Below are 14,423 nucleotides of genomic sequence, written 5' to 3'. Positions count from 1 at the left end.
AACACTCTGTCCTTTTCCCTTCTTCTACTCCCGCCCCTATCATGGTGTGCAGCCCATTTATACTTATTGTTCACTTATGAGCAAAGAGCAGAAAAAGAAGAAAAGACGATCGGCATCTTTTTTGAAAAACTTATATTTAACAAGATTAAATATTAATAAATGAAAATTGAAATGTCAAAGAGAAAGTTTTACTTTTTTTTTGGCGATCCTTTCCTTCTCCACACCAAAAAACCTTTCAGCCCTTATGCTGAAAGGTTTTTTCAAATGTGCTCGTTATGAATGAACTTCTTCCTGCTGAAAAAATTTTTTTAGTGCGAGAAAAACGTCTGATTTTTGCTTCAAAATATAATGCTTAAATTTCTCATCCTGAATGTGTTTATATGCTGACATTAACGTAGAATGCCGGTTGTATTGATTGACTTCACCATAGCAGAATAAATTGGCTTTTTTCATGATCTCAGAAACAAGTTTCACACACCGGGCGTTGTCTGAGGTCAAATTGTCACCATCAGAAAAATGAAAAGGATAAATATTATATCGCGACGGCGGGTATCGTTCGTCTATGAGCTCTAGTGCCTTTCGATAGACAGACGAGCAAATGGTCCCCCCGCTCTCACCCCGTGAGAAGAAATGTTCTTCGTCTACCACCTTCGCCTCTGTATGGTGGGCAATAAATTCAATATCGACCGTCTCATACTTTGTCCGTAAGAAACGTGTCATCCAAAAGAAAAAACTTCTCGCCATATATTTTTCCCAAAGCCCCATACTTCCGCTCGTATCCATCATCGCCAAAACGACAGCTTTCGACTCTGGTTTGGTCACTTCATTCCACGTTTTATACTTGATATCCTCTGGGTAAATCGGATAAAAGGAAGGACTGCCTGTCATCGCATTTCGTTTAAATGCCGACAGCATCGTTCGTTTTTTGTGGATATTTCCTGTTAACCCGGTTTTGCGAATATCGTTAAACTCAATTTGTTCAACAATGATGTCGTCAAGCTCCTTTTGCTTGAGGTTTGGCAGCTCCAGTTCACGAAACAGTGCTTCCTCGAGATCCATTAATGAGACTTCTGCTTCGTAATAATCCTCACCAGCTTGATCTCCAGCACCCTGCCCCTTTCCTTGACCCTGCTTGCTGTCTGAGCCGTCACGCGCAACAACATCGCCAACCTCGCTGTCTCCATCGCCTTGACCCACATGTTTATTTTTGTCGTAGTTATACCGAATTTTATATTCATCTAATGAACGGATCGGAATTTTCACAACATCTTTTCCGTTCGACATGATGATGCTTTCTTCTGTAACAAGATCCGGCAAATTATTTTTAATCGCCTCTTTGACTTTTTTCTGATGACGCTGCTGGTCGTCATAGCCTTTTCGATGGAGGGACCAGTCTTCCTGAGACACAATAAACTGACTTTTTTCTTGCCGGGACATCCATCCCCCTCCTCACCTATTTGCACAATTCTTCTAGCCATCGATTCCTTTATCCTATGCTGCTCGTCATCCAAGTTGACGATCATTTCTAAAAAAGACATTACCGGTGCTGATGCGCCAATAATGCCTCCTTCATTTATTATCGATTCAGAAGACTGCCTACATATTTTAAAAGTTCATTTGCACTTGTTGAATTATAGCCATGCTCATCAATTAATCTAGCCACTACTTCATTGACCTTCTTCAGCTGCTGTTCATCCGGTGTCTTCGTCGATGTCGTGATTTTCACCACATCTTTTAGATCAGCAAACAGCTTCTTCTGAATGGCCTCCCGCAATCTCTCATGTGAATTATAATCAAAGCGTTTTCCCTTTCTCGCATAAGCCGAGATACGAATCAGAATTTCTTCTCTAAATGCCTTTTTGGCGTTTTCAGAAATGCCGATCTGCTCCTCAATTGAACGCATGAGCTTTTCATCAGGATTCATTTCTTCACCCGTTAACGGATCACGCAGCTTGTTTTTATTGCAGTATGCCTCGACATTATCTAAGTAATTATCCATCAGCGTTTTCGCAGACTCCTCATAGGAATACACAAAAGCCTTTTGCACTTCCTTCTTCGCAATATCATCATACTCTTTTCGCGCGACTGAAATGAAATTCAAATAACGCTCCCGATCCTCGCTGGAGATAGACGGATGCTGATCGAGCCCTTCTTTTAAGGAGCGAAGGACATCCAGTGCATTGATCGATTCCATATTCTTTCGAATGATGGTAGATGAAATTCGGTTAATCACATACCGCGGATCAATTCCGCTCATCCCTTCGTCATGAAATTCCTTTTTCATCTCATCAATGTCGACTGATTGGAAGCCTTCGACACTTTCTCCGTCATACAGACGCATTTTTTTCACCAAATCAATATCAGAACGCTTCGGCTCTTTCAGTCTCGTCAAAATGGAGAACATTGCTGCTACCTTCAGCGTATGCGGGGCAATATGCACATCTGAGACATCACTTTCTGAAATCATTTTATGATAAATGCGTTCTTCTTCTGTGACCTTTAAGTTATAAGGAATTGGCATCACAATAATTCTTGAATGGAGCGCCTCGTTCTTTTTATTTGAAATAAACGACCGGTACTCGGTTTCATTCGTATGGGCGACGATCAATTCATCTGCACTAATTAAGGCGAATCTTCCTGCCTTAAAATTTCCTTCCTGCGTTAATGACAGAAGGTGCCAGAGAAATTTCTCATCACACTTTAACATCTCCTGAAACTCCATCATCCCTCGGTTTGCTTTATTGAGTTCTCCATCAAAGCGGTAGGCGCGGGGATCTGACTCTGATCCAAATTCAGCAATGGTTGAAAAATCGATGCTTCCTGTTAAATCGGCAATGTCCTGAGATTTCGGATCAGACGGACTAAAGGTACCAATGCCGGTCCGTTTATCTTCAGAGAAAAAGATCCGCTCGACCCTTACATCCTCAATTCTGCCGCCATATTCCTCTTCTAGTCTCATCATGTTCAGAGGCGACAAATTCCCCTGCACACGAATCCCATATTCTCTATAGAAATCCTCCCGCAGATTTTGCGGAATGAGATGAAGCGGATCTTCATGCATAGGGCAGCCTTTGATCGCATAAACTGCGCCATGATCTGTGAGTGAATATTCCTCAAGTCCTCTTTTCAATCTAGTGACAAGCGTCGATTTCCCCCCGCTTACTGGTCCCATCAGTAATAAAATACGCTTCCTGACATCCAGCCGCTTTGCAGCAGGGTGAAAATATTCCTCCACTAACCTTTCGAGTGATTCCTCTAACCCAAACAGCTCCTGATCAAAAAATTTGTAGGTTCTGACCCCATTCTCCTCTTCAATCCCGCTGTCTTTAATCATATGATAAACGCGAGAATGAGCAGATTGAGCGACAAGTGGATTTTCCTTAATAATGTCTAAATAATCGCTGAATGTGCCTTCCCATTTGAGACGCTGCTCTTCTTCTCTGTGCTGTTCGATTTTCTTTAAAATATCCATATGAACCTCCTCTTTCAAGATTGAAGCTAGAAATCAGATACTGTTTTACAATCTATGCGGAGGCGTCCTATTACATGCTTTCGTTCTTCAAAATGACGAATTGGCAAACTGAATTGACAACCATCCGCAAGACCCTTCATAATAAAGGAAAAATAGGAGAAAAATGATTTTCTTCTCCTGCTTTTCAAGGTGAACTTCACATCATATGAAACAGGCAGCGAACGGAACAAAGGGATAAGGGGGAGCTTATATGAGAACGGTCATTATGATGGGCGTCATCATTACGTTTTTAGTATCCATTTTCACTGCTGGCTACGAAGGCAAGCCTGGTAAATGAAAAAAAGGATGTTCCATTTGCGGAACATCCTTTTTCATTTAGTTCGTTGTTTTCAGCACTTGCATATTCACTGTATTCCCTGACACCTGCACCTTCGTAAAGTCTTGCGTATCGACCACAGGTGTAACGGCACGATTATCCAATGTGATGTCAGTAAAACGAGTAGAGAAATTCGCCCGAATGTCTTTTCGATAAATATCGTCAGTTACTGCTACCGTCGACAGTAGTTTCCACTTGGTCACAGAGCCAATGTTTGAGTTTTGAATTTCTGTAATAATGCGGCCGGTATAACCAACATTATTTGTGCCCCAGAACGTCGCTCTTGTATGCCCATTCAAATTTTTATAAATCGTCATTTGAACAGTACTTCCAGGTTTAAATCCCTTTGTATACGTGAAGTCATCTTTTCCTTCGATATATGTCTCTTGATTATTTGCTCCTACTTTCATCGTAGGTTTCCACACATTATAGGTTGAACTGTATTGAAGACCAATATCCGCTTCCTTTGAACCTGTGAATCCAGAATAAATATAAGCTGTACCATTTGACACACTCATTGTGGAAGGGAGTTGAATTTTTGTGACCAATATGGATCCGTTACTATTGATATAAGTACGCCCGCCAATCCCTTTTGATAACTGCGCTGCTTCTATCTCCTGCGTCTGAGAGAGTCCTGGAATACTGACTGGAAGCGTCCCCATTAAAATTGCTGAGCTAATGGCACTAGTGATCAGTAGCTTTTTCATCTCATTATTCCTCCTAATGGATTCATCATTTTTTGAAAACGTGATCACAATCTATCATACTACCTATTTTTTAACATGTCAAAAAAAGTATAATTAAGTCATATTTTTCATCTTTCTGTTTCTTAACTCACATAAAAAAGCCGAGATCAGTATCTCGGCTTTTAATCATGATCTTATATGAGATCGCGATATTGCTGCTGGCGAAGTGCCTCATATACAAGAATGGCTGCCGTATTCGACAGATTCAAAGAACGAACATGCTCTGTCATCGGTAAACGAAGACAACGGTCCATATTTTGTTCAATCAAATCTTTTGGCAATCCACTTGTCTCTCTTCCAAACACAAAGAAATAGTCTTCATCCAGCTGAGAGTAATCAAATGTTGTATGCGGCTTTTGGCCAAATTTTGTGATATAGAAAAATTGCCCCTTCGGATGTGCCTCAAATAATTCATCAAGTGAATCATGATAGACCACATTGGCATATTTCCAATAATCGAGTCCTGCACGCTTCAGCATTTTGTCATCTGTCGAAAAACCAAGCGGACGAATCAGATGAAGGGTTGTATTTGTTGCTGCACATGTACGCGCAATATTTCCAGTATTAGCTGGAATCTCTGGTTGATATAAAACGACATGAAGTCCCAAAAAAGTTCACCTCTAATTTTCATTTCCGCTCAACATTATACCACTAACTATCCTTCGCGGCATCGTCCAAAATGTGAAAAAACATATATCGAATAGCAGGTGTATAGGCTGTCGAATCCTCGTATGACCAATAACGCATGCGGGAGTCATACGTCTGTGCATTCACAAGAGGCATTCCGCCTTTGTCATGATCAACGACAATGGTTGTATGATTATACCTTCCATCACCTTCAAAATCGTAGCAAATGACATCACCAATTTGAAGCTCGTGGGCTTCTTTGAGTTTCTTTGCTCTCAAACCCGCTTTTGAATTCGCTAAATAATTTTTCATCGAATGAGCCACCGTCCAGCTATAGCTCCACGTATGCGGACGCACCCACCAGCCAGACCCGCGGTTCGGATACCCTCTCGTTGGCGCATTCCCTGCTTTCAAACATTGTGAAATAAAATTTGTACAGTTATCTTCAAAGTTTTTATAGGCTGGATTCCGTTTATTCCAATATGTCTCCGCATACTTCACGGCAGCCCGCCGGTCATAATGAAAGGCTCTCCCAAATTGTTCTTCGGTCTGAAAGCGCTCATCCATATGCTCTTCGCTTTGCCGCTCTTCTAACATCATCCGATCTTTAACAAGCATGTTGTTATAAAGAAACGCTTCTCTTTTTTCCACCTGTTCCTCTAAATAAAAAGAATCGTCTACATCCTTGCATACATATGTGAGATGAGCAAGGTACTGCACATGCTGAGCCCCATCATCTTGAATGGCTGAATCGAGAAGTTTTGTTTTTGCTTTCGCCTTCACAATCTCAACCTGTCTTCTAGCAAAAAGCTCTTTTTTCCGCTCTACTGCTTCCACATCAGACATAAGCTGCGGCTGTTTGATTGCACGGTCATTGATTAAATACGCCAGCCTGTCTTCTAAAGTTTTCTCTAATAATTGTTTCACACAGACACCACCAAACATTTTTTAAAATCTTTGTTTGGTTCATTCTATGTTCACAGGGATGTTATTTAGTATTTAAAGGTGTCTGTAAAAGCTCAATCCCTTTCACAATCTCCTCTTTCGCTTCTTCATCACTTTCCCGTTCAAGGGCTTTTTCCAGCTCTGGAAGCTGCTGATCGTCGCCAATTTTGCCAATTGCCCAGGCAGCCGTTCCCCGAATGACCGGTCTTGGGTCCTTGTGCATCAACTCAATTAACACTGGTAAAGCAGATGCATCTTTAAAATGAGCGAGTGCCAAAATTGCATTCCGCTGAATGGGCTTTTTCCCCCGCCATGAACCTGAAACATGACCGTACTTTTTCTTAAATTCACGATTGCTGATCGTCAGAAGCGGCTTTAACAGCGGCTTCGCAATTTCAGGGTCTGGCTCCATTTCAGGATGCAGATGAAAGTCTTTTCCTTTATTGATTGGGCAGACAGTTTGACACGTATCACACCCGTACAATCGATTCCCTATTTTCGAACGAAACTCATCAGGTAAAAACCCTTTTGTCTGCGTTAAAAATGAAATGCACCGCTGAGAATTCAGCTGCCCTGGATTCACAAGCGCACCCGTTGGACACGAATCCACACATTTATTACAAGTTCCGCACTGGTCTTCAATTTTCTCATCCGGTTCAAACGGAACATTTGTGATCATTTCAGCCAAATACACATAAGATCCAAACTCTGGCGTGATAATCATACAGTTCTTTGCACTAAAACCAATGCCAGCACGTTCTGCTACAGCACGATCAGATAATTCTCCTGTATCCACCATTGATTTTGTCCGTATATCGACATGTTTGCTTCGCAGAAATTCTTCGAGCATATCAAGCTTTTTTTTCAGCACAACATGATAATCTGTTCCCCATGAAGCCCGGCAAAAAATCCCCCGTCTCGCATCCTTTGTACTTCGAGGAGCATCTTTCATTTTGGAAGGATACGCGAGCGCTATCGCAACAATTGATTTGGCCTTCGGAAGCAGCAAAGAAGGGTTTGTCCTTTTTTCAATATCAGGCTCTTCAAAACCTGACAAATACCCTAACGATTCATGTAAGATGAGGCGGTCCTTTAATGAATCAAATGTATCGGCACTTGCAAATCGAATTTTATCGACACCAATTTCTTTCGCATATTGAATCAATTCTTCTTTTAATTCTCCAACATGAATCACCTTGCAAACCTCCTTTCTTTGTTTCTTCTGTTGTTTTCAGTATAATACGAGTGTATCATGACCGATTGGAGTGAGTCACTGTGAAGATACATATGGAAATTTCTCATCCTCAAAACCCGTCTATCCATGTTGGGCAGATTGAATATTCACATATTGAAGTGGGTACATCACCTCAAATGTTAAAAGGCCGCTTACGCTTGTTTCAAGAATCTTTATTTTTTGAATACGAAGATAAAGTCTTAGAAGAAGTACCAGCCATCAAAGAATGGACGGATCTTTTAAAAGACGTTCCTTTCCTTCCACTTCTTTCTAACATCCAAAAGGAACAATTTATTGACTCGACCAATTCCGTACAGGATTTGTCGATATTTTTCTCACTAAAATATTTCTTACCTATCCTGACATTAGATGCCGATCGCATCAAAGGACCGCTTTCACTGGCAAAACATGAGGCTGGTGACATCGAATGGCAGGACAACGCAGGACTGAATGGATTATTTTCTCAAGCAAGTAAAGCACAAATTTCTCAAGACACAAAGAACATTCTTCAAATCATCCTTTTCCCGCCATCTATTTCCCGGGAAAAGAGTGAAGCTCTTATTCAATCCTTGACGAAGATGTTTGTACAAATACATGGCGGAGAAAGCAAATATGAACTCATTGAAAAAGCACTGTAGCCTGACAGTGCTTTTTCACATTATACTGACATAATAAAAAACGCAACACTTCGTTTATCTAAGAAACGAAATACTGCGTTATAAACAAAATTATGTATTGGAGCGGGTGATGAGAATCGAACTCACGACATCAGCTTGGAAGGCTGAGGTTTTACCACTAAACTACACCCGCATCAATCTTTTAAAAGCAACGTCATCGCGTTGACTTTTATTATGTTACAACTTTCTTAACAATTCGTCAAGAGAATATGAAAATTTTTCGTCAAAAAACTTCATATTCTCCGTATATATTACGATAGTTATTTATCTAGCTGGATATAAAATAAGTATGCATGTGACTTATTCTTCAGTGCTTGCTTTGGATTCTCCTCAATCTCTTCAAATATTGTTGAACCCCCGTCTTTCCCCATCGCCGCTGTATACGCAATCAGTGCCTTTCCTCCAGAAGCAACTTTGACAGTTTCAGATTGTGCAGAAAATACATAGTCACTTACTTTGAACGGGAAGCTTGATGTCGCTTTCGTCATCCCATCATTCTTTTTATCTGACCAAATACTAAATTGTGATTCATATGTATCTTTCTCATGATGTAATTGAAGAAGTACATTCACCGTTTGGTCGGTTCCATCCTGGTGTAAAGAAAAGGTAGCAGATGATGCTTCCTTATTCACTAATCGTCCATTTTTGTAATGACTCACGATAAACGTAATACTCTTATTCTTCTTCGTTAATCCTTTCAGTGTCAGAGCCACCTTTTCATTAGCCGTTGCTGCTTCTAGTAAGTTTTTTTCTTTTTTTGAGAGTTTCATTTGTTCGATGGTTACTTGGCTTTTAGTGGCAGGCTCTGTTTTTATGGTCGAAACCGTCTTCTCGGTTGTTGTGGTTTCTTCGGCCTTCTCGCCGCATCCTGCTAATAGAAAAACTGTGAAGAAAAGAATGCTCCATTTTTTAAACATTGTGATCTCGTTTGGTGTTTTTTATTTCCTATTATACTAAAAAAAGGTTAGGAGAATTCTCCTAACCTTTTGCTTTTTTCTGTTTCATGGCTGATAGGAATGCCACAATGAGAAAACTCACAGCAAAAATCACCATCATATAAATAAAAAAGTTTGGCTTGATCTGAAAAGTAAATGCGGACGAGCCTTCCATTTCAAAAGCGAGACTGTTAAATAATAAAGCATCATTCGTTTTTGATTGAAATAAATGATAGAACAGTACACCGATTGTCAGCATCGGAAAGCCTAAGAATCCGAGAAAACTACCGACTATCGCGCCTTGTTTCATCGCCTGTACGTTCATGATCGTTGTCCTCCCATTCCCCCAAGCAATAGCTGCTTCATAATGGACTTACCATCCCCCATAAACGGAAGAAGATAGAGTAATTGAATAAAATACGTGATTGAAAAAATGAAAAATCCTGTCGAAACCGGGTTTTCTTTTAGAAATAAAATGGTCACGATGATGCCTGCTGCGCCAATCACACCGGGAACAAGCGGGCCAAGCAGCGTAATCCATACCTGCTTTTTCTGAAATGGATCTAATACGGGCCTTACAAACTTCACTGACATCATGTCACTCGCAAAAAAGCCTTGAGGCCCATCCCGCCCTGCAAATTTTCGATGCGCATAGCCATGTGCCGCCTCATGTAAGGCGGTTCCGGTAATTAACCCGAAATAAATAATCGTAAAATAAATCGCAATGGCTGCAATCGACGGATCAGGAATGAATAAAAAAGCGATCCCTGCCATGACCATGAAAAGCATCCAGAAAAAGATGATTTTACGTGTCACCATGAGCAAAGCCGTCCCAAAAATGTGAAGGAACGAGTGACCAGTACAATCAAATCGTTCCTTCATTTTGACTTGATACTGCTTGAAAAATTGACAGCAGGCTGTCACAATCCGATATGGTGAATGATAATGAATAGACAGCAAGTGATGCTGATTCAATCCCATCATCAGCTGATAAAAGTCACGAGCAATCACCGACTCATCGACCTGAAACAAATCGGCGAGCTCTGCGGTAATACTCGCTTCAGTTCTTTTACCGTCCACTTTCGTTAACATATGATAGGCACTTTCATTGATCGGGAGTGTGCTTCCATACTGCGTATCCGTGAGATGCCTCTTTTGTAAGGTCACATACGGCGCTAGTGCCGGTACCCGCTCAATCTTTAGCTTATTGTTAAGAAGTTGAATCATGTGAATACCTCCATGAAAAACCTTTGTATATGGCAAAGATGAGCAGACCCTCAAATGCAGCCATAAGCAGCCACTGAAGCGCTTGACTAGACGCCCCTATGACATAGTTCCCAATAAAAACAATCGGAATCATGAGTAAAATAAGCGCTCCAAATGAAAAAATGCCTGTGTAGGGATTGTTTCGATCTAGAGGAAGTAAGATACCTACCACATAAAAGAGCGCAGTCGCATTGCATAAGACAGCAGCACCAATCAATGCGTGCCAAATCTGATCAGGAAGCGTCAGCGTTGTCAGCATGAATAAAACAATTTGCAGTACACCTACGAGCAGAAGGCCGATAAATTTATATAAAGCCACTTCCCAAGATCTCAGACCAAATGTTTTATACATGCCCAGCATTCGTTTATCATTGCCAAACGAATTGAAGGCTGTTAAACCAGCAAGAGCGCATAGAACAAAAAATGCTTCTTCTTCAAAGCGGAATCCAAACTGATAACGGACGAATAATATCACAATGAGGAGAATAAGAAAGTTTAAAATGTTTTCTTCATTTCGCACCTGTGACTTCATTTCCTTCACAATAAGCGACCACTTCTTTGAAGAAGAGAACGGCAGCTTGTGTAAAAAGGTTAGCGCTTTTTTCTCTGCCATAATCGGCATCATCGCAAGAGAAAGAAATGCCCCGCCTGCCGATAAGAGGATGAACAGAATCAAAATGGCATAATTTACCCCTTCAGGAGGCATTCCTTGTGCCGCTAGGAAAAACGGAGCTGTCAAATACATCAAATGATAATCAAACTGAATATATGATTGCTGAATTTGACTAATATCAAAATGCGTCAATCCATACGCCACGACCAGTGCCAATAAAACAAATATCGCTGCAAATTTTTGCAACGGTAATTTTAATTTCAAAACGAGTAAATAAGTGATATTGTAAATAAACTGGAGCAGCATTAAGACAAAAAGCGACTGCAAAAGCACCATCAAAAAGAAAGTGAAGATAAAAAAAATACCAATTCCCTGGGCAATAAAATTAGGTAAAAGCAGAATGCCGATAAAAAATAAAACAAGCCCTGCCACCACTGTCACCATCGGAATGAAGTATCCAAAACTTTTCTGAAAGGTAGAGAGCGGGAACCAGCTGAGCTGCATAGAAAACCGGTCTTGTTCAGGTGTTCTGACCTTGATCAAAACGAATAACAAGCTTGTAAAAATAGAGGCATTGATCGCCATTGACACGACAAGTAATCCAAGTGAACGTTCATCTCCATTTAAGAAAGCCTTCATAAAGACACCTGTAAAGCTGTATCCGATAATGGCTCCCATTGTAACGGCAAACAAAAAGAATAAGACCACAATGATTCGCTTCGTTTGAGTATCAAAGAGCTTATACATCTCCTGCTGCCACATTTTAAGCATCATTTTAGAAATGATTAATGATTTCATCAAAATGTGCACCCCTATCACTTAACATTGAAGCTTTCAGAAACACCTGTTCCAGTGTGCTTGATTGATACTTCTCCTTTAAGGCTGAGACCGTCCCTTCATCCATTTTATTTCCTTTAGAAATAATGGCGATTTTGTGGCACAGCTCTTCCGCTGAAAGCATATCATGCGTTGAAAGCAAGATCGCACCATGGTGCTCGGCATACCGCTTCATCAGTTTCTTTGTGTTTATAACCGCTTCAATATCAAGTCCTCTAAAGGGCTCATCCATGATCACCAATTGACTATCAAGCATAAATGCAGCAATTAGCTGTGTCTTTTTTTTCATCCCATGTGAATAGGTTTCGATCGGTCTTGATAAAGCCGAGTCCATATCAAACAGTTCAATTAGTTGATTTCTTCTGTGAATTGTTTTACATTCATACATAGAAGAAACAAAATCTAAATATTCAGCACCAGTCAATGCTTCAGGGAGCAGCAGGTCATCTGGAACATAGGCTACTTGTTTTTTAAAGGATGGTTCATCATTTGGGACGTCCTGCAAGTGAATCCTTCCTTCTGTATGCTTAATAATGCCGAGTATACAGTTAATCATCGTTGTTTTACCCGAACCATTCGGTCCAGCAACAGCAACGATTTGATGAGGGTCGATCTTTAAATGAAAATCATTGACAGCAGTCACGTTATTTTTATACGTCTTGGTTAAATTCTCGATCGTAAACATATAACCTCCAAGTGTCTGCATATTCTTTAAAACAGATCAGGCTAAACCGCCCGCCACAGACGGTTTAGCCCTGGTGTCTTATCTAAGAAGCAAAAAGATGAATCCTAAGTATAGCTACTTACATTCAATTTTGACTTTTAAGCCACTTTCCCACTGAACGGCTCCTGTAAAGCTACCCTTGCCGTTTGCGATACACCAAACTGCTGCTCCTAGAACAACTGTTGCTCCCAATCCAAGAAGGACAGCAACAAATACTAAGAACCAAGCTTGGTCCATAATAGCAGGTTCCATAGTGGAATAGTCAACTTGCGGCGCTGCATAAGTCATACTTTTCACCTCCCAGCTTATGATGATCGTATCATAGGCGTCACACTCCAAACATCTACAGAACATCCCATTTTTGACCGAACATACATTTGATTAAAATGTGACTTTTTATTCAATTATTCACTTTCATCTGTTTAAACCCTCTCTTATTTACTAGATTTTGACACCCCATAAGAACCACAAAACCCATTTAATGTCATTTACGCCATCTTTTTTCTTCTTTTTTTCAAATAGTCCATATTTATCATCTATCATATTTATTCTTTCTTTTTTGTGAGATAGAAAGAATTCCCCCGATATATCAGATAAAAAAGTCCTGATTATATGTCGCAATAATGCCAATTATGAAATATTTACTGATCATTCCGATAAAAGAGTGAGCACATTTTCCTTCTTCTCTTGACTCTAAAAATATGTATATACAAGGAAATCGATTGGGAAAAAAGCCCTTACCTTGTTCAGCACTATACAACAAATGACTCGCCTATTCTATGAAAAAAAGCAAAGCAGCCATGGCAGACTGCTTTGCTTTTTCAAATTTATGAGGAACTAGCAGCAGAGGCTGCATCTGGAAAATGATTGTTCCCAATGATTTCACCGGCTGGCACAGAGAGTCCTGTAGCCCCAGATCTCTTAAATGGAAGGAGCGGGAAAACAAGCTCTGCTAAATAATAAGCTTCTTCTAGGTGCGGGTATCCAGAAAATATAAATGTATCAATGCCTAGAGACTGGTATTCTATGATACGATCTGCTACTGTTTGCGGATCTCCGACGAGTGCTGTTCCTGCACCGCCGCGCACTAAACCAATGCCTGCCCAAAGATTTGGGCTGATTTCAAGTTTGTCTTTCCTCCCTTGGTGCAATTCCACCATTCGTCTTTGACCCACTGAGTCCATCCCCTGTAACACTTTTTGCGCCTCATCAATGGTTTTTTGATCTAAATGACGAATCAGATGTTCCGCTGCCTGCCATGCCTCCTCTTCGGTATCTCTCACAATCACATGAAGACGAATGCCAAACTTCACCGTTCTTCCTTCCTTTTCAGCCTGCTTCTTCACTTGTGTAATTTTCTCTTTCACTTGTGCAGGCGGTTCGCCCCAAGTTAAATAAACATCTGTATGCTTGGCGGCTGCTTGAATTCCTGCTGCTGATGATCCGCCAAAAAAGACTGGTGGATGGGGGGTTTGAGCTGGTGGGAATAACAGCCGGCCATTTTCTGCTTGTAGATGTTTGCCATGAAATTGTACATTTTCTCCTTTCAATAACCGCTTCCAAATCGTCAAAAACTCTTCTGTTGCCTCATAGCGTTCATCATGAGAAATGAACAGCCCATCTCCTTCAAGCTCCTCTTTACTTCCCCCTGCTACCACATTAATCAGCAGTCTCCCGCCTGAAAGACGATCTAATGTAGACGTCATTCTAGCAGCAACAGACGGCTGCATCAGCCCTGGTCTAAGAGCCACGAGAAACTTTAAATGAGTGGTTTCCGCAGCTAAAGCAGCTGCCGTCAGCCATGGATCTTCACAGGATCTCCCAGTAGGCAGCAAGACCCCTGTATAACCAAGCTGATCAGCTGCTTGAGCAATCTGTTTAAAATATGGATAGTCTGCCTGTCTTGCCCCTTTTGCTGATCCTAAATAACGGCCGTCTCCATGCGTTGGAATAAACCATAAAATATTCATG

The 14,423-nt window shown here is 40.8% G+C and carries 14 protein-coding genes and 1 tRNA gene; 1 reads left to right on the top strand and 14 read right to left on the bottom strand.

Features of this window, described 5'->3' with window-relative positions:
* Positions 1 to 273: 273 nt before the first annotated feature.
* The 6 genes from yhbH to queG all read right to left on the bottom strand — a co-directional run bounded on the left by yhbH (position 274) and on the right by queG (position 7,358).
* Entirely contained in the window at positions 274 to 1,437 is a 1,164-nt protein-coding gene (gene yhbH, locus NSQ25_RS04485; RefSeq protein ID WP_034282299.1) for a sporulation protein YhbH, read from the bottom strand.
* Between the two features lie 139 nt (positions 1,438 to 1,576).
* Complete coding sequence (locus NSQ25_RS04480) at positions 1,577 to 3,472, bottom strand: PrkA family serine protein kinase (RefSeq protein WP_024425326.1); 1,896 nt, start codon at positions 3,470 to 3,472, stop codon at positions 1,577 to 1,579.
* A gap of 375 nt (positions 3,473 to 3,847) precedes the next feature.
* A complete protein-coding gene (locus NSQ25_RS04475) occupies positions 3,848 to 4,555 on the bottom strand; it encodes a YrpD family protein (protein WP_034282300.1) in 708 nt (235 codons plus the stop codon).
* A 173-nt stretch (positions 4,556 to 4,728) separates the two neighbouring features.
* Positions 4,729 to 5,202 (bottom strand): tRNA (uridine(34)/cytosine(34)/5-carboxymethylaminomethyluridine(34)-2'-O)-methyltransferase TrmL, encoded by a 474-nt coding sequence (gene trmL / locus NSQ25_RS04470; protein WP_034282301.1) that lies wholly within the window; start codon positions 5,200 to 5,202, stop codon positions 4,729 to 4,731.
* Between the two features lie 43 nt (positions 5,203 to 5,245).
* Positions 5,246 to 6,148, bottom strand: a complete 903-nt coding sequence (locus NSQ25_RS04465; RefSeq protein ID WP_046310336.1) for an amidase domain-containing protein — start codon at positions 6,146 to 6,148, stop codon at positions 5,246 to 5,248.
* A 61-nt stretch (positions 6,149 to 6,209) separates the two neighbouring features.
* Positions 6,210 to 7,358, bottom strand: coding sequence for a tRNA epoxyqueuosine(34) reductase QueG (gene queG / locus NSQ25_RS04460; protein WP_326136666.1), 1,149 nt, complete (start codon positions 7,356 to 7,358; stop codon positions 6,210 to 6,212).
* 83 nt (positions 7,359 to 7,441) lie between these two features.
* On the opposite strand from queG, the gene NSQ25_RS04455 reads away from it, so the two are divergent.
* On the top strand, positions 7,442 to 8,038 hold the full coding sequence (locus tag NSQ25_RS04455) for a hypothetical protein (RefSeq protein WP_326136643.1): 597 nt from the start codon (positions 7,442 to 7,444) through the stop codon (positions 8,036 to 8,038).
* Positions 8,039 to 8,136: 98 nt separating this feature from the next.
* Here NSQ25_RS04455 and NSQ25_RS04450 read toward each other — a convergent pair.
* From NSQ25_RS04450 to ssuD, 8 genes are all read right to left on the bottom strand, one after another.
* A tRNA-Gly gene (locus NSQ25_RS04450) sits at positions 8,137 to 8,210 on the bottom strand.
* Positions 8,211 to 8,337: 127 nt separating this feature from the next.
* Positions 8,338 to 8,994, bottom strand: a complete 657-nt coding sequence (locus NSQ25_RS04445) for a hypothetical protein (protein WP_214755295.1) — start codon at positions 8,992 to 8,994, stop codon at positions 8,338 to 8,340.
* A gap of 61 nt (positions 8,995 to 9,055) precedes the next feature.
* The gene (locus tag NSQ25_RS04440; RefSeq protein ID WP_024425332.1) at positions 9,056 to 9,337 is read right to left on the bottom strand and encodes a hypothetical protein; all 282 of its coding nucleotides are present in this window, start codon (positions 9,335 to 9,337) and stop codon (positions 9,056 to 9,058) included.
* A complete protein-coding gene (locus tag NSQ25_RS04435) occupies positions 9,334 to 10,239 on the bottom strand; it encodes a PqqD family protein (protein ID WP_034282303.1) in 906 nt (301 codons plus the stop codon). Before NSQ25_RS04435 ends, NSQ25_RS04440 begins: the two co-directional genes overlap by 4 nt.
* Positions 10,223 to 11,689: a hypothetical protein gene (locus tag NSQ25_RS04430; protein WP_065214161.1), complete on the bottom strand. Its 1,467-nt coding sequence runs from the start codon at positions 11,687 to 11,689 to the stop codon at positions 10,223 to 10,225. Before NSQ25_RS04430 ends, NSQ25_RS04435 begins: the two co-directional genes overlap by 17 nt.
* Positions 11,667 to 12,413, bottom strand: a complete 747-nt coding sequence (locus NSQ25_RS04425) for an ABC transporter ATP-binding protein (RefSeq protein WP_025093295.1) — start codon at positions 12,411 to 12,413, stop codon at positions 11,667 to 11,669. The genes NSQ25_RS04430 and NSQ25_RS04425 overlap by 23 nt, the downstream gene beginning before the upstream one ends.
* A gap of 114 nt (positions 12,414 to 12,527) precedes the next feature.
* Positions 12,528 to 12,740: a hypothetical protein gene (locus NSQ25_RS04420; RefSeq protein WP_024425336.1), complete on the bottom strand. Its 213-nt coding sequence runs from the start codon at positions 12,738 to 12,740 to the stop codon at positions 12,528 to 12,530.
* A 539-nt stretch (positions 12,741 to 13,279) separates the two neighbouring features.
* Positions 13,280 to 14,422 (bottom strand): FMNH2-dependent alkanesulfonate monooxygenase, encoded by a 1,143-nt coding sequence (ssuD, locus tag NSQ25_RS04415; protein WP_326136645.1) that lies wholly within the window; start codon positions 14,420 to 14,422, stop codon positions 13,280 to 13,282.
* Position 14,423: the final 1 nt, after the last annotated feature.

Origin of the sequence: Bacillus sp. FSL R5-0512 (assembly GCF_038593295.1) — a bacterium.
In the GTDB taxonomy this organism is placed as follows: Bacteria; Bacillota; Bacilli; order Bacillales; family Bacillaceae; genus Bacillus; species Bacillus safensis.
The sequence above is the reverse complement of the archived record's forward strand: the minus strand, read 5'-3'. Positions and strand labels throughout refer to the sequence as shown.

Bases quoted from the DNA above. Each gene is read 5' to 3' on its own strand.
- yhbH (WP_034282299.1), bottom strand. From the start codon at position 1,437: ATGTCCCGGCAAGAAAAAAGTCAGTTTATTGTGTCTCAGGAAGACTGG.
- NSQ25_RS04480 (WP_024425326.1), bottom strand. From the start codon at position 3,472: ATGGATATTTTAAAGAAAATCGAACAGCACAGAGAAGAAGAGCAGCGT.
- NSQ25_RS04475 (WP_034282300.1), bottom strand. From the start codon at position 4,555: ATGAAAAAGCTACTGATCACTAGTGCCATTAGCTCAGCAATTTTAATG.
- NSQ25_RS04445 (WP_214755295.1), bottom strand. From the start codon at position 8,994: ATGTTTAAAAAATGGAGCATTCTTTTCTTCACAGTTTTTCTATTAGCA.
- NSQ25_RS04440 (WP_024425332.1), bottom strand. From the start codon at position 9,337: ATGAACGTACAGGCGATGAAACAAGGCGCGATAGTCGGTAGTTTTCTC.
- NSQ25_RS04435 (WP_034282303.1), bottom strand. From the start codon at position 10,239: ATGATTCAACTTCTTAACAATAAGCTAAAGATTGAGCGGGTACCGGCA.
- NSQ25_RS04430 (WP_065214161.1), bottom strand. From the start codon at position 11,689: ATGAAATCATTAATCATTTCTAAAATGATGCTTAAAATGTGGCAGCAG.
- NSQ25_RS04425 (WP_025093295.1), bottom strand. From the start codon at position 12,413: ATGTTTACGATCGAGAATTTAACCAAGACGTATAAAAATAACGTGACT.
- NSQ25_RS04420 (WP_024425336.1), bottom strand. From the start codon at position 12,740: ATGACTTATGCAGCGCCGCAAGTTGACTATTCCACTATGGAACCTGCT.
- ssuD (WP_326136645.1), bottom strand. From the start codon at position 14,422: ATGAATATTTTATGGTTTATTCCAACGCATGGAGACGGCCGTTATTTA.